Below are 21,483 nucleotides of genomic sequence, written 5' to 3' on the forward strand. Positions count from 1 at the left end.
CGGCGTGAAGATCAGCCGTCGAGGCGGCGGCGAACCGCGGTGAGCAGGTCTCCCGCGGTGAAGGGCTTCTCCAGCAGGGCCACTCCGGGGTCGAGGGTGCCCTGGGAGGCGAGGACCGGCTGGGCGTAGCCGGACATGTAGAGGACACGTGTGCCCGGCCGGGCCACGACCAGCCGCTCGGCCAGCTCCTTGCCCAGCATCCCGGGCATCACCACGTCACTGACCAGCAGGTCGATCTCGCCGTCGTGCCGGGCGGCCAGCTCCAGGGCCTGGGCGCCGCCCTCGGCCAGCAGCACCCGGTAGCCGGCGCCGGTGAGGATCCGGCCGGCCACGTCGCGCAGGGCGTCCTCGTCCTCGGCGACCAGCAGTGTCTCGCCGCCGCCGACGGTCCCGGCCGGCTCGCCGCGGGTCTCCGGCTCGGCGGGCGCGGCCCCGGCGGGCAGCAGCACGGTGATCGTGGTGCCGAGGCCGACCTCGCTGGTCAGGGTGACCTCGCCGCCGGCCTGGGTGACGATGCCGTAGACGGTGGCCAGGCCCAGGCCGGTCCCCTCGCCGCTGCCCTTGGTGGTGTAGAAGGGTTCGAAGGCCCGCTCGGCCACCTCGATCGGCATGCCTCGGCCGGAGTCGCAGACCCGCAGCCGGACCCGGGCGTCGAGCAGCCCGGTGTCGATCACCAGCTGACCGCCCGACGGCATCGCGTCGTGGGCGTTCAGGGCCAGGTTGACCAGCATCTGCTCGATCTGGTTGGGGTCGCAGGTGACGGTCGGCAGGTCCGGGCCGGGCCGGAAGATCAGGGTGATGTGCTCGCCGAGGGTCCGCCGCAGCAGCTCCAGCGACCGGTCGATCAGCGCGTTCAGGTCGACCGGCTGAGGGCGGACCACCTCGCGCCGGGCGAAGGCGAGCAGCTGGTGGGTGAGGTCGGTGCCACGCCGCCCGGCCCGGATCACCTGCCGGGCGTCGGAGGCGATCATCGCGACGTCCGGTTCGTCCGCCTCCGCCTCCTCGATGACGAAGCCGGCGTAGTTGAGGATCACACCGAGCATGTTGTTGAAGTCGTGGGCGATGCCGCCGGCCAGCTGGCCCAGGCTCTCCAGACGCTGGTTGCGGTGCGCCTGGGCCTCGGCGCGCAGCCGTTCCTTCTCCTCCTCGGCGAGCACCCGCCCGGTGATGTCACGCACCACGGCGACGGCCACCCGGCCCTTCGCGGTGTCGACCAGGGTGGTGGACGACTCGCAGGGGAACTCGGTGCCGTCGCGCCGCCGGGCGGTGGTGACGATCCGGCCGATCAAGCCGGGCTCGGCCTCCTCGATCAGGCGCTGCCGTTCCGGGAGGAGGGTCCGGGAGTCGTCGGTCAGCAGGACGTCGACGGGCCGGCCGACGAGTTCGGCGACGGGCCAGCCGTACATCTGCCCGGCCCGGTCGTTGGCCAGCACGATCCGGCCGTTTTCCAGGACCAGGATGGCGTCCGGTGCGGCCTGCAGCAGGCCACTGGACAGCTCCTCGGACCACTCCACGCATCCACCCCCGTAGCCCACAGGCTACGAGGAGCGTGCGGGCACGGGGGTGGAGTCGAGCGAATAGGTCAGCCGCGGGCGATCAGTGCCCGGCCCATGTCGTCGTCGGCGTCCTGGACCACGCGGGACAGGATCTGGTTGAGGCCGGGAGTGGCCAGCAGGTCGGCCGCCAGCTGCCGGGTGCGCTCCGAGACGGCCACCGACGGGTACGCCATCGCGGCGATGTGCTCGGCGCTCATGCCGCCCCGGATCCGCATCATCTCCGGCATGTCGGCGAAGTAGCGCTTCACGTACGGCTCCAGCAGGTCCAGCTGCTCGGGCTGCCAGAATCCGCTCGCGGTGCGCTCGGCCAGCCGGTTGGACAACTCGGCGTCGCCGACGATCGCGGCCCAGGCGGCCTCCTTCGCCTCGGCGTCGGGCCGGGCCGCCCGGCAGGCGGCGGCCCACTGCTCGCCGGCGGCGCTGCGGTCCCCGGCCAGCTCGGCGTCGATCTCGGCGGCGCCGGCCGCGCCCAGCACGGACAGCCGGTAGAGGATCAGCCAGCGCAGGTCGGCGTCGACGGCCAGGCCGTCGGGCACGTCCTCGCCGGCCAGCCAGCCACGCAGCCGGGCGGTGTCGACGGTGGCGCCGATCAGGCCGCGGGCGGCGGCGAGCCGCCGGGAGTCGCCGGGGCCGGTGACCGCGAGCAGGCGGTCGGCGGCCTGGGCGAGCAGCTCCAGGGCGGCCGGGCGGGTCTCCGGGCCGGCGTAGCGGTCGACCAGCCCGCGGGTGGCGCGCAGCACGTCCTCGACGACGACCACCTCGGTCTCCACCGGCAGCGCGGCGAGAACCAGGGTGACCAGTTCGGCGACCGGGCGCTCGCCGTCGACCACGGCGTCCAGCGTGGCGGCCCAGACGACCGCGCGGGCCAGCGAGTCGCCGAGGCGGGGCAGCAGCAGCGGCACGGCGGCGGCCGACTCGTCGTCGAGACGGACCTTGGCGTACGTCAGATCGCCGTCGTTGAGCAGCAGGAGGTCGGCGGCGGGCACCCCGGCGAGAGCGGACAGCACGGTACGCCCGGACGCGTCCACCTCCACGTCGAGGCGTTGCCGCAGGGTCACGGCGCCGTCGGCGGACCTGTCGTAGAGGCCCACGCCTATCCGGTGCGGCCGCAGGGTCGGGTGCCCGTCCGGGGCGGTCTGGACCACTGCCACCTCGGCGTAGCTCGCCCCGTCCCGGGTGATCTCGGCGCGCAGCGTGTTGACCTGCGCGCGGCGCAGCCACACCTCGGCCCAGCCGGACAGGTCGCGCCCGCTCGACTCCGACAGGGCGCCGAGCAGGTCGGCCAGGGTGGCGTTGCCGTACGCGTGGGCCTCGAAGTGGGCGTTCAGCCCGCTCAGGAACGCCTCGTCGCCGAGCCAGGCGACCAGTTGCTTGAGGACGGCGGCGCCCTTGGCGTACGAGATGCCGTCGAAGTTGAGAAGCGCCTGCTCGGTGTCGTCGACCACGGACGGGGCGACCGGATGGGTGGAGGGCCGCTGGTCGGCGCGCAGTCCCCACGCCTTGCGCTGCATCGCGAAGGTGGTCCACGCGTCGGTGAAGCGGGTGGCCTCGGCGGTGACCCGGGACCCCAGGTACTCGGCGAACGACTCGTTCAGCCACAGGTCGTCCCACCAGGCCATGGTGACCAGGTCGCCGAACCACATGTGGGCCATCTCGTGGGCGATGATGTTGGCCCGGCGCTCCCGGTCGGCGTCGGTGACCGCCGAGCGCGGGATCATCTCGTCGCGGAAGACGACGATCCCCGGGTACTCCATGGCGCCGAAGTTGAACTCGGGCGCGAACGCCTGCTGGTAGTGCCCGAAGGGATAACGGATCCGGAACATCTCGTGGAACCGGTCCAGCGACCGGCGGGTGATCTCGAAGATCTCCGGCGCCTGCGCGTCCAGGTGCTCGGCGAGGGCGGCCCGGGCGTAGAGCGCCAGCGGGATGCCGTCGTGCTCGCCGGTGACCACGTGGTACGGCCCGGCGACCAGGCTGGCCAGGTAGGTGGAGATCCGCTTCGTGGGCGCGAACTCCCACCGGCCGCCGTCGCGGGAGACCAGCTCGCCGTTGGTGGCGACCACCCAGTCCGCCGGCGCGGTCACGGCCACCCGGAAGACCGCCTTCAGGTCGGGCTGGTCGAAGCTGGGCAGCACCCGCCCGGCGTTGTTGATGAACAGGTGCTGGTAGAGGTACGTGTTGCCGTCACCCGGGTCGGTGTAGCGGTGCAGGCCCTCGCCGTCGTTCGAATACCGCATCAGGGCGTCGACGACCAGTGTGTTCTCCTCGGCCAGGCCGGTCAGCTCGAGCCGCGCGCCGGTGGCGGCGGCCGGGTCGACCGGCGCGCCGTTCAGCGTCATCGAGGCGACCTCGGCCGGCTCGAACTCCAGGAACGTCGCGGCGCCGGCCCGGGCGCGGAAGCGCACCGTCACCAGGGATCGGAAGGTGTCGCCGGAACCGGTCAGGTCCAGGTCGACATGGTATTCCTCGACGTCGACGAGGGATGCTCGTTCGACAGCCTCGGCACGGGTCAGGGTCGGCATGACGACAATCATGCCGGTAGGGGACGCGGGCCGCGCGACGGGCGGGCTACTCTGGGATCATGCGCGTCTCTCGTAGCGAGTGGTGGCTGCCCTGACGGGGCGGCACACCCACACGCGCGTTCATCATTCCGCGGCCGCCCACACCGGGCGGCCGTTTTTCGTGATCCTGGTCTCCCGGAGCGGGCGGTCTCCCGTACCCCCTCCAAGGAGATCGACATGACGACGACCCGCCGCCTGACCGGCTTCAAGCCCACCGGCCACCTGCATCTCGGCAATCTGCTGGGCGCTCTGCGCCCGCTGCTCGCGGTGCAGGGGCACACCGACTCCATCGCGCTCATCGCGGACCTGCACGCGTTGACCATCGAGCACGACCCCGAGCGGGTACGCGCTCTCACGCTCGAACAGGCGACGGTGATGCTGGCCGCCGGGGTCGACCCGGAACGCACCCCGATCGTCGTGCAGTCGCACGTCCCCGAGCACACCGAACTGCACTACCTGCTGGAGTGTGTGACCGGCTTCGGCGAGGCGGCCCGCATGATCCAGTTCAAGGAGAAGTCGGCCGGCGGCGGTCACGTGCGGCTGAGCCTGCTCACCTATCCGGTGCTGATGGCCGCCGACATCCTGCTGCACGACACGCTCCAGGTGCCGGTCGGTGAGGACCAGAACCAGCATCTGGAGCTGGCTCGCACGCTCGCGACCAGGTTCAACAGCCGTTACGGGCCGACCTTCACGGTGCCCGAGGGGGTGCGCCCGGAGGCTGCCGCGCGGGTGATGGATCTCGCCGACCCGACCGCCAAGATGGGCAAGAGCACCGGAACCGGACGGATCGCGCTGCTCGACCCGCCGGAGGTGGTGCGCCGGACCATCGCACGGGCGGTCACCGACGAGATCGGGGTGGTCCGCCGCGACCCGGAGAACCAGCCCGGCGTCACCAACCTGATCGACGTCCTGGCCGCCTGCACGGGCCGGCAGCCGGCCGACCCGCACTCCTACGGAGCGCTGAAACGCGAGGTCACCGAGGCGGTCGAGGCGCTTCTCGCGCCCATCCGGGCGCGGCACGCGGAACTCGCCGAGGACCCCGGGCACGTTCGGAAGATCTTGGCGGAGGGCGCGGCGCGGGTCCGGCCACGAGCACAGGAGACGGTACGCCGTACGCGTACCGCCCTGGGCCTATTGGACTAACGCCGCCAGGCGCTTCTCGAACCGCACCCGGCCCGGTGTGATCGACGTGACCTGCCGGTACCCGGACGACTGATAGAGGGCGATCGCCGCGGACAGCCCCGCCGCCAGCTCCAGCCGGAGCAGGGGCCGTCCCGCGGCGAGCGCCTCCTCCTCGATCGCGACGATCATCTGGCGGGCCAGGCCGCGGCCGCGGAAGGCCGGGCGGACATACATCCGCCGTAGCTCGGCCGCGCCCGATCCGACCGCCTGCCAGGCGCCGCACGCCACCGCCCGGCCGTTCACGACACCGATCAGATACTCGACGTCATCGCCCGGCGCGAATATCCGGTCTCCCGCCGGGATGCCGGACTCGGCCAGTTCCCGCTGCTGAGCGGTGATCAAGGCGGCGAGTTCCGGATCCAGGGAGGGGCGGATTTCGATCATCACGGGGGTGACTCTAGGTGACGACCGTTTCCGGCGGGTTGCGATGATCTGGCCGGATGCCTATTCGTCGGTGTCGCCCTCGATGTCATCCTCGTCACTCACCAGCACCGGGAGCTTGGAGTTCGAGATGGTGCTGACCGTGCCGTCGGCCGCCATGTGCACCATCTCGTCCTCGTTGCGGACCCGCCGGGCCTTGCGGGCCGCGAGCCGCTGCGCCGCCGAGGGCCGGGTGTCCAGCTCCTCCAGACGCGAGTCGGTGCCGCGGGGGCCGGAGACGTACTCACCGGCGTTGGGCTGCCAGTCGAACTCCCGCGCGCCGATGCGCACCGGGTCGCCGGCCTGCGCGCCCTTCTTGGCCAGCTCCGTCTCGACGCCGAGCCGCTCCAGACGGTCGGCCAGGTAGCCGACGGCCTCGTCGTTGTCGAAGTTGGTCTGCTTGATCCAGCGCTCCACCTGGGTGCCGCGGATCACGAAGACGCCGTCCTCGTCCTGCTCGATCGTGAAGCCGGTGTCGTCGACCGCCCGCGGGCGGATCACGATCCGGGTGGCCTCCTCGACCGGCTTGGCCGCGCGGTTCTCGGCGACCAGCTTGGCCAGGGCGAAGCCGAACTCGCGCAGGCCCTCCCGGGTCATCGCGCTGACCTCGAACACCTGGTAGCCACGGGCCTCCAGGTCGGGCCGCACCATCTCGGCCAGGTCGCGGCCGTCCGGGATGTCGATCTTGTTGAGCACCACGATCCGGGGCCGGTCCTCCAGCCCGCCGTACGCCGCCAGCTCGGCCTCGATCGCGTCCAGGTCGGCCAGCGGGTCACGCTCGATCTCCGGCGCCGCCGCGTCCAGCACGTGCACCAGCACCGAGGTCCGCTCGATGTGCCGCAGGAACTGCATGCCCAGGCCCTTGCCGGTGGCCGCGCCCGGGATCAGGCCGGGCACGTCGGCGATGGTGTAGGTCTCCTCGCCCGCCTGCACCACGCCGAGGTTGGGCACCAGCGTGGTGAACGGGTAGTCGGCGATCTTCGGCTTGGCCGCCGACATCACCGAGATCAGCGACGACTTGCCGGCCGACGGGAAGCCGACCAGGCCCACATCGGCGACGCTCTTCAGCTCCAGCACCACGTCCAGCCGGTCGCCGGGCTCGCCCAGCTCGGCGAAGCCGGGAACCTTGCGCCGGGCGTTGGCCAGCGACGCGTTGCCCCGGCCACCACGGCCGCCGCGGGCCACGGTGAACTCGGTGCCGGCGCCGACCATGTCGGCCAGCACCTCGCCGTCCTCGGTCTGCACGACCGTGCCGTCCGGCACCTTGAGGATCAGGTCACGGCCGGTCGCGCCGTCCCGGTTCGACCCGGCGCCACCGCCGCCGTTGTTGGCCTTGATGTGCGGGTGGAAGTGGAAGTCCAGCAGGGTGTGCTGCTGCGGGTCCACCACCAGGGTGATGCTGCCGCCGTGGCCACCGTTGCCGCCGTCCGGCCCGCCGAGCGGCTTGAACTTCTCCCGGTGCACGGAGGCACAGCCGTGGCCGCCGTCACCCGCCTGCAGGTGCAGCACTACCCGGTCGACGAACGTGGTCACTTCCAGCTCCTACTGCTTGCCGAGAAAAAACGACAGCGGGCCGCGGACCCGAGGGTCCACGGCCCGCTGTAGAGGAAAACTACTCCGCGACCGGCACGATGCTGACGGTCTTGCGACCGCGAGCGGTGCCGAACTGGACGTTGCCGGCGGCGAGCGCGAACAGTGTGTCGTCGCCGCCACGGCCGACCAGGTCGCCGGGGTGGAACTTCGTGCCCCGCTGGCGGATCAGGATCTCACCGGCGTTGACGAGCTGGCCACCGAACCGCTTGACACCGAGTCGCTGGGCAGCGGACTCACGGCCGTTACGCGAGCTGGATGCACCCTTTTTATGAGCCATGGCGCGCCTACTTCCCGGTCTTGATGCCGGTCACCTTGACGCGGGTCAGCGGCTGACGGTGCCCCTGGCGCTTGTGGTAGCCGGTCTTGTTCTTGAACTTGTGGATCCGGATCTTCGGACCCTTGGTGTGCTCGGCGATCTCGCCGGACACCGTAACGTTGGCAAGCTTGGCCGCTTCGGTCACCAGGTTGTCACCGTCGACGAGGAGGACCGCGGCGAGGGTCAGGGCGTCGCCGGGCTGACCCGCGAGCTTCTCGACCTCGATCACGTCGCCCTCGGCAACCTTGTACTGCTTGCCGCCGGTCTTGACGATCGCGTACATGGGACGCGGACTCCCTGAGACTTACGCAGCCAAATGACTGCTGGCGGATGGTGCTTCGATTCCGGCAAGCGCTCAAGTGACCCAGTTGTTGCGATCATGGAGCGCGCACGGAGCTAGCGCCGAAAAGGCGCCGTCGGAAAGACTACTTCATCGCAGGGCCGAGACCCAAACCGGGCTGTCACCCCCGGCCGCAGGCCTTGTCCAGCACGGCGTGCAGCTCGGTCAGCTTCTTCTCGTTCAGCTTGGTGACATCGCCCTTGAGGGCCGTGACCTGCGCTCCCATCGTGCTCAGTGCCTTCTTGACCTCGGCGTCGGCGGCCAGCTTCGACATGTCGAGCAGAGCGAAGGAGAAGTTCTGCAGGTCACGTGTGACCTTCTCCTGCGCCTTGGCCTTCGCCTCCTTGCTCTCCGCGGCCGCCCTGATCAGCAGCTGGTAGTCCTCGGCGAAGGTCTTGCCGAAGTCGTTGCTGGTCCGGCCGGCCTGGGCGCAGATGGCCTCGGTGTCCGCGGAGAGCGCGGCGTCGGTCGGTTTCTCGGTCTGCTGGGCCGCGGGCGCACTGCCGTCCGCCGCGGCGGGAGCGGGCGCCTGGGCGGCCGGGGACGCCGGCTCGTCGCCGCCGGAGCAGCCGGTCAGAAGCACCGCGGAGATCGCCACCGCGGCGAGGGCAGGGATACGCATGAGACTCGGTCTCCTCGGGGGACAGGGATCGATCCGCCGAGGGTAACGGAAAACCCGGCACGGCAGTTAACTTTCTTTACAAGTAACTGCCGTGCCGGGTTCGCACAGGTCAGGGACGTGTACGCCGCCGGGCGCCACCGCGCCTCGACCGCCGGCGGGTGCCCGTGCCGGCGCCCACCGCGTCGTCGTCCTCGTCCTCGTCGTCGTCGGCCGCGTCCGGGTCGTCCGCGCCGGCCAGCCGCATCGGCTCCTCGTCCGCCGGGTACGTGCCGTTCGACTCGGCCGGCGTCTCGTAGCGGGACAGGTCGTAGCCGCTGATGTCGTAGTCGTCGTCAGCGTCCGACGCGGTCAGCGCGGGCTTGGGCGCGCGCCGGACGATGCCCGAACCGGAGATCGGAGCGGCCGGCGGCACCTCGGCCACCTCCGCGGCCGGACCCGGCTCCACGACCGTCACCGGCTCGGCGACCGCCACCTGCTCGGGGGCCACGGGCTCGGCGATCGCCGTCTCGGTGACCGTCCCGACCGGCTGCTCCACCGGAGCGCTGTCCCCGCCACGACGCCGCCGCTGGCGAGCCGGAGGCTGCTGCTGCACCGGCGCCTCGGCACGCGGCGCGGCCGCCGCCACCGCCTTCACCTGAGTGCTCGCGCCGCCGCCATTGGACCGCTTCTCCGGCACCGGCTCCGGGTGGATCACCACGCCCCGGCCCTTGCAGTGGTCACAGGTCTCGCTGAAGGCCTCCAGCAGGCCCGCGCCGATCCGCTTCCGGGTCATCTGGACCAGGCCCAGCGAGGTGATCTCGGTGACCTGGTGCTTGGTCCGGTCGCGGCCCAGGCACTCGGTGAGCCGGCGCAGCACCAGCTCGCGGTTGCTCTCCAGCACCATGTCGATGAAGTCGATCACCACGATGCCACCGAGGTCGCGCAGCCGCAGCTGGCGCACGATCTCCTCGGCCGCCTCCAGGTTGTTGCGGGTGACCGTCTCCTCCAGGTTGCCGCCCGCGCCGGTGTACTTGCCGGTGTTGACGTCGACGACGGTCATCGCCTCGGTCCGGTCGATCACCAGGTGACCACCGGACGGCAGGAAGACCTTGCGGTCCAGGCCCTTGAGGATCTGCTCGTCGATGCGCCACTCGGCGAAGACGTCGGCCACGCCGGTGTGCCGCCGCAGCCGCTCCACCAGGTCCGGGGAGACCGAGTCGAGGTAGTTCTCCACCTCGGCGTACGCCTGCTCGCCCTGCACCACCAGCTCGCGGAAGTCCTCGTTGAAGAGATCCCGGACCACCCGGATGACCAGGTCGGGCTCCTCGGAGAGCGCGCGCGGCGCGTTGCCCTCGGTGGCCCGGGCCTGGATGTCCTCCCACTGCGCCTGCAGCCGCTTGACGTCGCGGGCCAGCTCGTCCTCGCTCGCGCCCTCGGCCGCGGTCCGGACGATCACGCCCGCACCGTCCGGCACCAGCTTCTTCAGGATGTCGCGCAGCCGCTTGCGCTCGGTGTCCGGCAGCTTGCGGCTGATGCCCGAGGCGTTGCCGTTCGGCACGTAGACCAGGTGCCGGCCGGAGAGCGCGATGTGGCTGGTCAGCCGGGCGCCCTTGTGGCCGATCGGGTCCTTGGTGACCTGCACCAGCACCGAGTCGCCGGAGCGCAGCGCCTGCTCGATCGAGCGGGCGCGCCCCTCCAGTCCGGTGGCGTCCCAGTTGACCTCACCGGCGTAGAGCACGGCGTTACGGCCGCGGCCCACGTCGACGAACGCCGCTTCCATGCTGGGCAGCACGTTCTGGACCTTGCCCAGGTACACGTTGCCGACCATGGTGCCGGACGTCGCCCGGGCCACGTAGTGCTCGACCAGGATCCCGTCCTCCAGGACCGCGATCTGGGTACGGTCCTGCTTCTGCCGGACCACCATGACGCGGTCGACGGCCTCACGACGGGCCAGGAACTCCGACTCGCTCAGGATCGGCGGGCGGGTGCGACGCTGCTCACGGCCGTCCCGGCGGCGCTGGCGCTTGGCCTCCAGCCGGGTCGAGCCGGAGACGCCCTGCACCTCGTCGGTACGCCGGGGCTCGCGGACACGGACCACGGTGTGCACGCCGTCCTCGATGCCACCGGTCTCGGCGTCACCGGAGCCCTTGCGGCGGCGGCGACGCCGGCGGCGGGTGACGCCGTCGCCCTCGCTCTCGCCGTCCTCCGGCTCCTCCTCGTCCTCGCCCTCGTCGGCGGACGCCTCGGCGCCCTCCTCCGCATCGGACTCGGCGTCGGCGTCGCCGTCCTCGGCGTCGTCGGACGGGCCCTTGCCCCGGCCGCGGCCACGACGGCCCCGGCGGCGGCGGCGGCGACGGCCCAGGCCGCCGTCCTCGTCGTCGTCGCCCTCGTCGCCGTCCTCGATGTCGTCGGCGCTCTCGTCGGCCTCGTCCACCGCCGGCTCGGCCTCGGTGACCGCGACCTCGGCGGGCTCCTCGGCCGCGCCACGACGGCGGCGACGGCTGCGGCGGACACCCTCGGCGGGCTCCTCCGCGACGGTCTCGACCTCGGCCGTCACCTCGGCGGCGACCGGTTCGGCGGTGACCTCCGGCACGGCGGCCGGACGGCGGCGACGGGTCGCCGGAGCGGCCGGCTCGGTCTGGGTGGCCTCCGGCGGCATGAACAGCACAGCGGGCGGCAGGGCGGCACGGCGGCCACGGGCGGCCGGCTGCTCCTCCACGAAGTCGTCGTCGAGCGGGAGGATGCCGACGACCGGGACACCGGCGGCGCGGGCCGCGGAGGCGGCCTGCACGGCGGCCTCCTCGATGAGGGCGGCCTCGTCCTCCTCGGAGAGCTCCTCGGCCACCGGCGCGGGCGGGGTCACCGCCACCTCGACCGGGACGTCGGCGGGGGTCGGGTCCTCGGCCGGGACCTCCAGGAGAGCGGGCTGCTCGGCGGCCGGCTCGACCTTCTTCCGGCGGGCGCGGGTGGCCTTCTTCACCGGCGGGGGCGGCTCCTCGGCGGGCGCCTCAGCCGCGGGGGTCTCGGACGCCGGCGTGGGCGTTTCCTCGGCGGCCGGCTCGACCTTCTTCCGGCGGGCCCGCGTCGCCTTCTTCACCGGCGCGACCGGCGCCTCCGGGGCGGTGGCCTCCGCGGCGGCGGCCTCCGGGGCCACGGTGGCCTCCGGGGCGGCGGCCGCATCGCCGGCGGCCGCTGCCTCGATCGCGGCGCCGGGCTCGGCGGCGCCCTCCGCACCCGGCGTCTCCGCAGGCTCTGCGGGCGGGGCGGCGGCTTTACGGCGCGGGGCGCGCGTCCGGCGGACCGGGGTGGTGCTTGCGGCGGTATCGCCGGAAGGAGCTGCCGCTCCGGCCGGTTCGCCGCCCTGATCTCCCAGGTTGACTGGGGGCTCGTTATCGAGCATGGGGCGCTCTCCAGTTCTCGGCGACCCCGGGCGCGGGTGAGCGCTGCCACGCAGGGTCGCTGCAAAGTTTTTCGGGCCCGGCCTTCACAAGTCGGGCTTGCCGAAGTCTGCCAGCGAACATTTTTCAACCTGGCATCAGCCGAAGACCACCGGTCCGATGTCCGGCTCCGGGTGTTGCCCGCCTCGCCACGTTGAAAACGTTCTCGTCGAACGCCGACCGGCCTCCCGGCTAGCGTTCTCCGATGCCGACGTCCACGCGATCCGCGTCCAACGGATCAGCGATCTCCCCCTGCGCGGTGAGTGTGCCCTGGGCCAGCCGGGTCACCCGTGGGGGCACCGGCGGCTCCAGGCCGGCCACCACGCGCAGGCCGGAGAGGACGTCATCGGGTCGAACGGCGGGAGTCACCTGCCGTACGACAAGGTCGATTATCGCACACGGTACCGCAACGGCCTCGGAAGGTAGGTCCGGCGCACCGGCCACCTCGCATCGCGTGACCGCCTGCCGCGCGTCGAAACTGCGGCGGCCCTGTTTGGTCATGCGTTCCACCAGGACTTCCGAGGAGTCGAGGAACGCGCCGACGGCCTTCTCCGCCTCCGCCGGCTCGACACCGGGCAGCTCCAGCCGCCAGTGGGAGGCGTCGATCCGGTCGGCGAGGCTGCCCGGCCCGGCGATCACCGCCTCCAGCACGTCCAGCCCCGGAGAGAGCGCGGCGTCCAGCGCGACACGCAGCTCCTCCGGGTCGACCGGGGCCTGCAGGCCGATCTCCAGATACTCCGCCTCACTGCCGACCCCGGTGGGGGCGGCGCTGGCGTACGAGATCTTGGGGTGTGGGGTGAAGCCCTGCGAGAACGCGATCGGCACGTTCGCACGGCGCAGCGCCCGCTCGAACGCGCGGGCGAAGTCACGGTGCGAGGTGAAGCGCAGCGGGCCACGCTTCGCATACCGGAGGCGGATCCGCTGGACGACCGGGGCCTGGCCGCCGACGGGCTGGTTCTTCGGGGGAATGTCTATCTCCTAAGCGGGGACCCGCAGATTGTTCACGGGGGTCAGGGGCAGCAGTTTCTTGCCGGTCGGGCCGATCTGGATCTCGGTGTCCATCGACGGGCAGACGCCACAGTCGAAGCACGGGGTCCAGCGGCAGTCGTCCTGCTCGTACTCGCTCTTGGAGTCCTGCCAGTCCTGCCAGAGCCAGTCCTTGTCGAGGCCGGAGTCGAGGTGGTCCCAGGGCAGGACCTCCAGCTCCTCGCGCTCGCGGGTGGTGAACCAGTCCAGGTCCACACCGAAGCCGGGCAGCACCTCGTCGGCGGCCTCGACCCACCGCGCGTACGAGAAGTGCTCGGACCAGCCGTCGAAGCGTCCGCCCTTCTCCCAGACCCGGCGGATGACCTGGCCGACCCGGCGGTCGCCGCGGGACAGCAGGCCCTCGATCAGCGACGGCTCGCCGTCGTGGTAGCGGAACCCGATGGCCCGGCCGAGCGAACGGTCGCTGTTGATCGCGTTCTTGAGCATCTTGAGCCGGCCGTCGATGGTCTCCGGCCGGTCCATCGGCGCCCACTGGAACGGGGTGTGCGGCTTGGGCACGAACCCGCCGATCGACACCGTGCAGCGGATGTCCTTGGTGCCGGCGGCCTCCCGGCCGGCCCGGATCACCTCGTGCGCCATCTCGGCGATCTCCAGCACGTCCTCGTCGGTCTCGCTGGGCAGGCCGCACATGAAGTACAGCTTGACCTGGCGCCAGCCGTTCGAATACGCGGTGACGACCGTCCGGATCAGATCCTCCTTGGTCACCATCTTGTTGATGACCTTGCGGATCCGCTCCGAGCCGCCCTCGGGCGCGAACGTGAGACCGGTCCGCCGCCCGTTGCGGGACAGCTCCTGCGCCAGGTCGATGTTGAACGCGTCGACCCGGGTGGACGGCAGGGACAGCGAGACGTTGGTGTCCGCATACTGCTCGGCCAGGCCGGAGCACATGTCGCCGATCTCCGAGTGGTCGGCGCTGGAGAGCGAGAGCAGGCCGACCTCGCTGTAGCCGGAGAACTCCAGGCCCTCCTTGACCATCTGGCCGACCGTGGTGATCGACCGCTCCCGGACCGGGCGGGTGATCATGCCGGCCTGGCAGAACCGGCAGCCACGGGTGCAGCCGCGGAAGATCTCCACCGCATAGCGCTCGTGGACCGTCTCGGCGAGCGGGACGAGGGGCTTCTTCGGGTACGGCCAGGCGTCGAGATCCATCGTGGTCCGCTTGGCCACCCGGAACGGCACGTCCGGCCGGTTCGGCACGACCCGCTGGATACGGCCGTCGGGCAGGTAGTCGACGTCGTAGAACCGGGGCACGTAGATGCTCTCGGTACGGGCCAGGCGCAGCAGCAGCTCGTCGCGGCCGCCGGGGCGCCCCTCCGCCTTCCACTCCCGGATGATCCCGGTGATCTCCAGGACCGCTTCCTCGCCATCACCGAGCACCGCGGCGTCGATGAAGTCGGCGATCGGCTCCGGGTTGAAGCTGGCGTGCCCGCCGGCCAGGACGATCGGGTGGCTCTCGTCACGGTCGGCGCTGTCCAGCGGGATGCCGGCCAGGTCGAGCGCGCTGAGCATGTTGGTGTAGCCCAGCTCGGTGGCGAACGACAGCCCGAACACGTCGAACGCGGTCACCGGGCGGTGCGCGTCGACGGTGAACTGCGGGACGCCGTGCTCCTTCATGAGCGCCTCGAGGTCGGGCCAGACCGAGTAGGTGCGCTCGGCGAGCACGTCCTCCTGCTCGTTGAGCACCTCGTAGAGGATCTGGACACCCTGGTTGGGCAGGCCGACCTCGTAGGCGTCCGGGTACATCAGAGCCCACCGCACGGTGGTCGTGTCCCAGTCCTTGACGACGGCGCCGAGCTCGCCGCCCACATACTGGATCGGTTTGCTGACCCGGGGCAGCAGCTGCTCAAGCTGCGGGAAGACGGAACTCACGCTCATGGGTGTCCAGCGTACGCGGACTACCCGCCCAGTTCCGTCGCGGCCCGGTCCAGGTCGGTGGCGAGCAGGTCGGCCCGGAAGGCGCAGAGCTGCAACGTCATCCGGGCGGCCCCGCGCTCGCCGACGACCAGGCGGATCGGCTTCCCCCGGTCGTCCAGGTCCCCGACGATGTAGTCGAGCAGCCGCACCCCGGCGCTGTCCAGGAACGAGACCGCGGTCAGGTCGATCAGCACCGCGCTCGCCGACGTGGTCCGTGCCACGATGGCCCGGCCGATGTCGTTGGCGTTGGCCAGGTCGATCTCACCCTTCAGATGGACCAGTTCGGCGGCTCCACGCCGGGAGAAACTCACCCACTGGTCCGTCATGGCGCACCCCGATGGCGGCGCATGATCACTGTTGTGCCCTCTCCGGCCCGGTCGAAGGCCACCTCGTCCATCGACTGGTAGATCAGTTGGAGCCCGCGCCCGTGGGCCGTCTCGGCGTCCTCCCCGCGCCACCGGCCCCGATCGGCGACCCGGATCTCGACCGCGTCGGCGCTGATCGTGGCGGTCACGTCGACCACTCCGAACGGGTCGTCGTCGTAACCGTGCTCGATCGAGTTGGCCACCGCCTCGGAGCAGGCCAGCAGCACCGCGTTCAGGCAGTCCGGGTCGACGCCGTGACCGGCCAGCCAGCCGCGCATGTCGGCGCGGAGCAGCGCTATCTGCAGCGGGTCGGCGCCGATCGAGCGCTCCAGCCGCTCCTCGGCGCCGAGCGTGAGGCAGAGCAGGCACACGTCGTCGGCGTGATCGCGGCCGACGAGGGTGTCGGCGAGCCCGGCGGTCAGGCCCTTGAGCGGGGCGTCGCGGCGGCGGGCGTACTCCCGGGCGAGGATCTCGAAGCCGCGGTCGATGCCCCGGCTCCGGCGCTCGATCAGGCCGTCGGTGTAGAGCAGCAGGCGGCTGCCCGGGGCCGGCCGCAGCCGGTGCTCGACCCGGCGGACGTCACCGGCCCGGGAGCCGAGCGGCGCCGAGCGGCCCTGCAACAGGTACTGCGGGGAGCCGGCCGGCTCGTGCAGCAGCGGCGGCAGGTGACCGGCGCAGGCGAACGCCATCTCACTGCTGAGCAGGTCGACCTCGACGTAGACGACGGTGGCCATCCGGGCCGAGTCGACCCGGTCACAGAACCGGTCCAGGCCCTCCAGCAGGCGGGCCGGCCCGTTCTCGGCCGAGGCCAGCGCCCGGATCGCGCTGCGCAGCTGGCCCATCGTGGTGGCCGCCTCGATGCCCCGCCCCACCACGTCGCCGACCACCACGGCCAGCTTGTTCGCGGTGATCAGGAACGCGTCGTACCAGTCGCCACCGACCTCCATGTCCTGGGCCGCGGCCTGGTAGTGGGTCTCCACCACGAACCGCGGATCGGCGCCCGGCACGTCCGCGGCGAGCAGGCTGCGCTGCAGGGTCCGGGCGATGGCCCGCTCCTGCTCGTAGAGGCGGGCGTTCTCACAGGCCAGGGCAGCCCGGTCGGCCAGGTCGACGAGGAACATCTGCTCGGCCCGGCCACCCCGGCGGTCCGGCGCCATCCGCAGCGCGAGCGTGCCGAGCACCCGGCCACGGACGATCAGCGGCAGCACGGTGCAGCCCAGCCCGTCGCCGTCGGTGGCGAAGACCGGCGCCGCGGTCTCGATCGCCTCGCTGGTCCGGGCCTCGATCCGGGCCGGGTCCGGCGCCGGGCCGCCGTGGTGCTCGACCAGGCCGGCCGGGCCCACCTGCAGCCGCACCAGCGCCCAGTCGGCGATCTCCGGCACCACCCGCTCGACGAGTCGGCGGGCCCGCTGGAGCAGGCGGTGCTCCTCGTCGAGCGCCCGGGTGGTCCGGGCCAGGAACGAGGACCGCTCCTCCCGCCGGCGGGCGTCGTCGTAGAGGCGGGCCCGGTCCAGCGCCTGCCCGGCCTGCTGCCCGAGCAGCCGGATGACCCGCAGCTCGCCGTCGGTGAGGGCGCGCTCGTCGCGGAAGCTGAACGCGAGCACCCCCAGCACCACCGGGCCGCCCTGGTCGTCGGCCGGGCCGGTGGTCAGCGGCAGCAGGACCACGGTGCCGCGCTCGGACCGGCGCATCGACTCGGCCAGGTCCGGGAAGTGCGCCTCGGCCTCGGCCACCGAGCCGATCACGTGCAGGTCGCCGCGCCGCGCCACCTCGGCCACCGCCCGGGTCGACGAGCGGGGCATGTCGTCCCAGTTGCCGGTCGTCGGGTCGGTCGAGGCCACCGCGACCAGTTGGTCACCCTCGGCGTCGAACAGGTAGATGCTGGTGCTGGTGGCCTGGAAGGCCGGCTCCGGCGCGCGGACCACCGCCTCCGCGACCTCGGCCTCGGTCGGGGCCGCCGCCAGGTCGGCCACTATCTGCTGCAACACCCGGACCCGCTGCTCGGACGACTCCGCGGCCCGGCGGGCGGCCAGCAGCTCCCGCTCGTAGCTGCGCCGCTCGGAGGCGTTGAAGACCATCGTGCGGATGATCCGGGGCGCCCCGCCGGGACCACGCTCCAGCACCGAGTTGACCAGGGTGGGCAGCCGCCGGCCGTCGGCGCCGACCACCTCCAGGGCGATCTCGTGCACCTCGCCCTGCATCGCCAGCAACGGCGCGTAGTGGGTCTCGTGGAAGATCTGGTCACCAGCGGTCAGCAGGTCACGGAACCGCCGGTGGCCGATCAGGTCGGCGCGCGCGTGACCGGTCCACGTCAGGAACGTCTCGTTGACCCGGACGATCGTGCCGTCCGGAAGCGTCGTCAGGTAGCCACAGGGCGCGTGCTCGTACAGGTCCTCGGGATCGTCGTCCCAGGGCAGTCGCAACTCCTGTGTCACGTCCGGCCCACCAGATTCACTCACGCCAATGCTCCGCCGATCATGCCCGCTGTCTACAACCAGGACTTGATGGCGTCAACCGTTTCCTCCGGCGCGCTCAGATTCGGACAGTGGCCGGTCGCGTTCAGCGCCACGAAGGTGCTGTCCGGTGTGTTCTTGTGGACGTACTCGCCGACCACGGTGGGGGCGATGACGTCGTCGGAACACTGCAGGATCAGCGACGGGACCCGCAGGTCCGGCAGGTCGGCACGGTTGTCGGAGAGGAACGTGACCCGGGCGAACTTCTTCGCGATCTCCGGATCGGTCGCGCAGAAGCTGTTGGTCAGCTCCTCCCCCAGCTCGGGACGCTCCGGATTGCCCATGATGACCGGGGCCATCGCGCTGGACCAGCCCAGATAGTTGCTGTCCAGCGACTCCAGCAGGCCGTCGATGTCCGCCCGGGTGAACCCGCCGACGTAACCGGCCGCCTCGTCGTCGATGTAGCGCGGGGACGGGCCGACCATCACGATCCCGCCGAACCGCTCCGGCTCGCGGACCGCGGCCAGCACACCGATCATCGCGCTCACCGAGTGGCCGACGAAGACCACGTCACGCAGATCGTGCTCGCGGAGAATGTCCAGGACGTCCTCCGCATACCCCGTCAGCGAGCCGTGCCGGGAGTCCCGGTAGGCCGAGAGATCAGACCGTCCGTTACCGACATGGTCGAACAGGACGATCCGGTGGGTGTCCCGGAACGCCGGGGTGACGAACCGCCACATGTTCTGGTCGCAGCCGTACCCGTGAGCGAACACCATCGGGCGGCCGGACTCGGCGCCCGAGATCGTCACCGCGTTTCTCTCCGTCGTACCCATGCGATGTGCGGCACGCCGTGCGGGACCGGCGCGCCCCTCCCTCCTGCCTGCAGCGAATGAGGTGTCGCATGCCCGGGTGACCCCGGACACCATCCGGCCCGGAGAGCCGGCTCGAAGCCAAGTCCGGGTAACCATACGACTCCGGAGCGTTTCGCACATCGCCCTCGTTGTCCGGCATTCATGTCCGGGGTCCGGATCCCGACCTCCCGTCCCACTGGCGCACCCGGCCTAACCTGGGACGCGAGTGCTGCCTCCCGGCGCGCGTGAGGAGATCGAACCCATGGCCGACCAGCAGCCGGGTGACACCACCCCGGCCGCCGGAATGCCCGACCCCACCCGGTTCGCCGGGCCCGGCGAGCCACCGACCGCGGACGTGCCCGGCTGGTGGAGCGGCGCCGCGCCGGTGCCCGAGGCCGTGCCCCGGCGGTCACTGTGGTCCCGCATGGTGGACCGGGTCAACGGCGCCGAGCCCGCCGACCCGGCCGACGACCGCACCGCGATCCCGGCCGTCGATCCCTGGGCCGATCAGGACACTCCGGTCTGGCCGGACGCGTACACGACCCCAGCGGCGCCACTCCCCCCGACCCGCATCGAGAACCCGGCGCCTCCGGCGACCCGCATCACCGGACCGGCGCCGTCCCACCCCGCGCCGTCCCACCCGGCCCCGACCGGCCTCACGGAGCCGGCGCCGCCTCGTCCGGCCGCGACCCCGGCATCGGCCTCCGCAGCGAATCCGGCGGCGACCCGCATCGAGAACCCGGCGGCCCACGGCACGGCGGCGGCGCCCGGCACCACACCGTCGTCCCTCCCGGCGCCCGGCACCTATCCGCCGCCCGCGGGCGGCACCGGCCTGCCGCCGCTGATCCCGCCGAAGATCCGCGCGTGGGGACGGCGCGCCGCAGCCGCCGCCCCCGACCGATTGCGATCACTCGGCCAGCAGGCCGCGGCCAAGGGCCAGCAGGTCGCCGCGGAAACTCCCGACCGCCTGCGATCACTCGGCCAGCAGGCTGCCGCGAAAAGCCAGCAGGCCGCCGCAATGGGCCACCAGATCGCCGCAAAAGGCCAGCAGGCCGCCGTGCGGGGTCAGCAGGCCGCCGCGGGCGCGCCGGGCCGGTTCCGGCTGCTGACCCGTCGCCGCGCCCCGTCCGGCCCGCCGCCGCGGATCCCGGTCCAGCCCCGGCCGGTCCCACCCCGGCCGGTCCCGCCCCGCGCGCCGCTCGCCATCCCGAGACCGCGCCGCCGACGGCGGTTCCGCAGGCTGGGCCTGTTCCTGACGGTGCTCCTGGCCCTGGCCGGCGCCTACTGGTATGTCCCCGGCCTCCGCCAGTACCCGGTGACGGCAGTGCTGCCGGAATCCTTCTCCGACCTCAATCTGCGCGACACCGAGGCCGGCCGCCGGGCCGCACAGCGTCTCGCCGATCAGTTGCAGGGCGCCGAGGGCAACACGTTCGCCGGCATCTACACCGACGACCGCGGCAAACGGGTCACCGTCTTCGGCGTCACCGGCCTGCGCCTGACCCCCGCCACCGATGTGGACGCCCAGCTCAGCCGCTTGGCCGACACGCTGAAGCTGAAGGACGTGGAGTCTTTCGACCTCGGCGAGTTCGGCGCACATCAGCGCTGCGGCACCGGCCGCCTCGACGACACCTCGGTCGTAGCCTGCACCTGGGCCGACCACGGCAGCCTCGCCACGGTCCTGCTGACCCGCCGGTCCCTCAGCGAGAGCGCCATCCTGGTGGCCGGCCTCCGCAAGACGGTCCTGGCACCAGCCTGATCTCACCGTCAGCGATCAGGTCCCGCTCAAGGCACTTCATCGGGTACGGCTACCCGCCCCGCCTCCTGCCGGCCCGCGACGCAGGCCCCGCCTCCCGGCCGACAGCGCCCCGCCGGGCTCATGCGTCCCTCACCGGGGCCGCGGCGAGGGACACCGGGCGGTGAGTGGGGACTCAGCCCGTGAGGCGCCTTGGCGGCCGGGAGTCTCGCCCGCGTCGCGGGTCGGCACGAGGCGGGACGCGTGGCCGTACCGCCGAGGGGTTTGACCGAGAACGATCAGCTGGAGGCGCGGCTGAGGCGGATCACTCGGACTCGTCGCGCTTGGGGGCGTAGCGGGGGATGTATTCCTGGCCCGTCAGCTTCTGGATCTCGGTCATCACGTAATCGGTGAGTTCGCGGAGGGCGGTCCGGTCGTCGGAGCGGCCGATCGTGTCGATGGGCTTGCCGAACTTGACCGAGATCACACCACGCTCCAGCTTGGGCACCAGGCGGCCGATCGGCTGGACCTTGTCCGTGCCGAGGACGCCGACCGGGATGATCGGGACTCCGGCGGCGACGGCGAGACGGGCGACGCCGGTGCGGCCACGGTAGAGGCGGCCGTCGGGTGACCGGGTGCCCTCGGGGTAGACGGCGACCAGGTCACCGGCGCGCAGGGCCGGGATCGCGGCGTCGAAGGCGGTGAGGGCGGCGCGGCCACCGGCACGCTCGACGCGGATGGCGCCCACGCCCTCCATCAGCTTGCGATTGAGGAAACCCTTGACGCCGGTGCCGGTGAAGTAGTCGGACTTGGCCCAGAACGCCAGGTGGCGGGGAACCACGGTGCCGAGGAGCAGCTCGTCGGCGACGGAGAGGTGGTTACCCGCGAAGATCGCGCCGCCGCTCTGCGGGATGTGCTCGATGCCTTCGACGTGCGGCCGCCAGCCGACGTCGAGGACCCTGCCCACCGTGGCTTTGGCGATCGAATACAGCAGGGGCAACTCGTCCTCCGGGACGCGTGGGGGGTGTGTGGTGCTGTGAGGTTAGCTGACAGTGGCCGATAAGTACCTAGTGATCTTGGACTGGCCCGGATGCTCGCCCCCTTGAAGGCGAACA

At 72.0% G+C, this 21,483-nt stretch carries 16 protein-coding genes; 2 read left to right on the forward strand and 14 right to left on the reverse strand.

Going from position 1 to position 21,483, the window contains the following annotated elements; genetic code table 11:
* Positions 1-11 precede the first annotated feature (11 nt).
* The gene (locus BM290_RS41920) at positions 12-1,514 is read right to left on the reverse strand and encodes a hybrid sensor histidine kinase/response regulator (protein WP_093621551.1); all 1,503 of its coding nucleotides are present in this window, start codon (positions 1,512-1,514) and stop codon (positions 12-14) included.
* A gap of 68 nt (positions 1,515-1,582) precedes the next feature.
* Positions 1,583-4,078, reverse strand: coding sequence for an aminopeptidase N (gene pepN, locus BM290_RS41925; RefSeq protein ID WP_093621552.1), 2,496 nt, complete (start codon positions 4,076-4,078; stop codon positions 1,583-1,585).
* Positions 4,079-4,294: 216 nt separating this feature from the next.
* Between pepN and trpS the strand changes: the two genes are divergently transcribed.
* On the forward strand, positions 4,295-5,260 hold the full coding sequence (gene trpS, locus BM290_RS41930; protein ID WP_093621553.1) for a tryptophan--tRNA ligase: 966 nt from the start codon (positions 4,295-4,297) through the stop codon (positions 5,258-5,260).
* On the opposite strand, the gene BM290_RS41935 is transcribed toward trpS, so the two are convergent.
* From BM290_RS41935 to BM290_RS41985, 11 genes are all read right to left on the reverse strand, one after another.
* Positions 5,249-5,683: a GNAT family N-acetyltransferase gene (locus BM290_RS41935; protein WP_239144065.1), complete on the reverse strand. Its 435-nt coding sequence runs from the start codon at positions 5,681-5,683 to the stop codon at positions 5,249-5,251. The two genes, trpS and BM290_RS41935, sit on opposite strands and share 12 nt — an antisense overlap.
* A 60-nt stretch (positions 5,684-5,743) precedes the next feature.
* Entirely contained in the window at positions 5,744-7,252 is a 1,509-nt protein-coding gene (obgE, locus tag BM290_RS41940; protein WP_093621555.1) for a GTPase ObgE, read from the reverse strand.
* A 79-nt stretch (positions 7,253-7,331) separates the two neighbouring features.
* Positions 7,332-7,589: a 50S ribosomal protein L27 gene (gene rpmA, locus BM290_RS41945; RefSeq protein WP_093621556.1), complete on the reverse strand. Its 258-nt coding sequence runs from the start codon at positions 7,587-7,589 to the stop codon at positions 7,332-7,334.
* A gap of 7 nt (positions 7,590-7,596) precedes the next feature.
* Positions 7,597-7,911: a 50S ribosomal protein L21 gene (rplU, locus tag BM290_RS41950; RefSeq protein ID WP_093621557.1), complete on the reverse strand. Its 315-nt coding sequence runs from the start codon at positions 7,909-7,911 to the stop codon at positions 7,597-7,599.
* A 178-nt stretch (positions 7,912-8,089) separates the two neighbouring features.
* A complete protein-coding gene (locus BM290_RS41955) occupies positions 8,090-8,590 on the reverse strand; it encodes a hypothetical protein (RefSeq protein ID WP_093621558.1) in 501 nt (166 codons plus the stop codon).
* Positions 8,591-8,699: 109 nt separating this feature from the next.
* Positions 8,700-11,969, reverse strand: coding sequence for an Rne/Rng family ribonuclease (locus tag BM290_RS41960; protein WP_093621559.1), 3,270 nt, complete (start codon positions 11,967-11,969; stop codon positions 8,700-8,702).
* Positions 11,970-12,198: 229 nt separating this feature from the next.
* On the reverse strand, positions 12,199-12,924 hold the full coding sequence (locus tag BM290_RS41965; RefSeq protein ID WP_093621560.1) for a TIGR03936 family radical SAM-associated protein: 726 nt from the start codon (positions 12,922-12,924) through the stop codon (positions 12,199-12,201).
* A gap of 60 nt (positions 12,925-12,984) precedes the next feature.
* Positions 12,985-14,928 carry a TIGR03960 family B12-binding radical SAM protein gene (locus tag BM290_RS41970; protein ID WP_093621561.1) on the reverse strand — a complete coding sequence of 648 codons (1,944 nt, stop codon included), beginning with the start codon at positions 14,926-14,928 and terminating at the stop codon, positions 12,985-12,987.
* Positions 14,929-14,948: 20 nt separating this feature from the next.
* Positions 14,949-15,293 carry an STAS domain-containing protein gene (locus BM290_RS41975; RefSeq protein WP_093621562.1) on the reverse strand — a complete coding sequence of 115 codons (345 nt, stop codon included), beginning with the start codon at positions 15,291-15,293 and terminating at the stop codon, positions 14,949-14,951.
* The gene (locus BM290_RS41980; protein ID WP_239144062.1) at positions 15,290-17,791 is read right to left on the reverse strand and encodes a SpoIIE family protein phosphatase; all 2,502 of its coding nucleotides are present in this window, start codon (positions 17,789-17,791) and stop codon (positions 15,290-15,292) included. Before BM290_RS41980 ends, BM290_RS41975 begins: the two co-directional genes overlap by 4 nt.
* A gap of 29 nt (positions 17,792-17,820) precedes the next feature.
* On the reverse strand, positions 17,821-18,618 hold the full coding sequence (locus BM290_RS41985) for an alpha/beta fold hydrolase (RefSeq protein WP_093621564.1): 798 nt from the start codon (positions 18,616-18,618) through the stop codon (positions 17,821-17,823).
* Between the two features lie 280 nt (positions 18,619-18,898).
* On the opposite strand from BM290_RS41985, the gene BM290_RS41990 reads away from it, so the two are divergent.
* Positions 18,899-20,392 carry a hypothetical protein gene (locus tag BM290_RS41990; RefSeq protein WP_093621565.1) on the forward strand — a complete coding sequence of 498 codons (1,494 nt, stop codon included), beginning with the start codon at positions 18,899-18,901 and terminating at the stop codon, positions 20,390-20,392.
* 301 nt (positions 20,393-20,693) lie between these two features.
* On the opposite strand, the gene BM290_RS41995 is transcribed toward BM290_RS41990, so the two are convergent.
* Positions 20,694-21,368 carry a lysophospholipid acyltransferase family protein gene (locus tag BM290_RS41995; protein WP_093621566.1) on the reverse strand — a complete coding sequence of 225 codons (675 nt, stop codon included), beginning with the start codon at positions 21,366-21,368 and terminating at the stop codon, positions 20,694-20,696.
* Between the last annotated feature and the right edge of the window lie 115 nt (positions 21,369-21,483).

It is taken from the genome of Actinoplanes philippinensis (genome assembly GCF_900113015.1).
Lineage (GTDB): Bacteria > Actinomycetota > Actinomycetes > Mycobacteriales > Micromonosporaceae > Actinoplanes > Actinoplanes philippinensis.

Bases quoted from the DNA above. Each gene is read 5' to 3' on its own strand.
- pepN (WP_093621552.1), bottom strand. From the start codon at position 4,078: ATGCCGACCCTGACCCGTGCCGAGGCTGTCGAACGAGCATCCCTCGTC.
- trpS (WP_093621553.1), top strand. From the start codon at position 4,295: ATGACGACGACCCGCCGCCTGACCGGCTTCAAGCCCACCGGCCACCTG.
- BM290_RS41935 (WP_239144065.1), bottom strand. From the start codon at position 5,683: ATGATCGAAATCCGCCCCTCCCTGGATCCGGAACTCGCCGCCTTGATC.
- rpmA (WP_093621556.1), bottom strand. From the start codon at position 7,589: ATGGCTCATAAAAAGGGTGCATCCAGCTCGCGTAACGGCCGTGAGTCC.
- rplU (WP_093621557.1), bottom strand. From the start codon at position 7,911: ATGTACGCGATCGTCAAGACCGGCGGCAAGCAGTACAAGGTTGCCGAG.
- BM290_RS41955 (WP_093621558.1), bottom strand. From the start codon at position 8,590: ATGCGTATCCCTGCCCTCGCCGCGGTGGCGATCTCCGCGGTGCTTCTG.
- BM290_RS41960 (WP_093621559.1), bottom strand. From the start codon at position 11,969: ATGCTCGATAACGAGCCCCCAGTCAACCTGGGAGATCAGGGCGGCGAA.
- BM290_RS41970 (WP_093621561.1), bottom strand. From the start codon at position 14,928: ATGAGCGTGAGTTCCGTCTTCCCGCAGCTTGAGCAGCTGCTGCCCCGG.
- BM290_RS41975 (WP_093621562.1), bottom strand. From the start codon at position 15,293: ATGACGGACCAGTGGGTGAGTTTCTCCCGGCGTGGAGCCGCCGAACTG.
- BM290_RS41985 (WP_093621564.1), bottom strand. From the start codon at position 18,618: ATGGGTACGACGGAGAGAAACGCGGTGACGATCTCGGGCGCCGAGTCC.
- BM290_RS41990 (WP_093621565.1), top strand. From the start codon at position 18,899: ATGGCCGACCAGCAGCCGGGTGACACCACCCCGGCCGCCGGAATGCCC.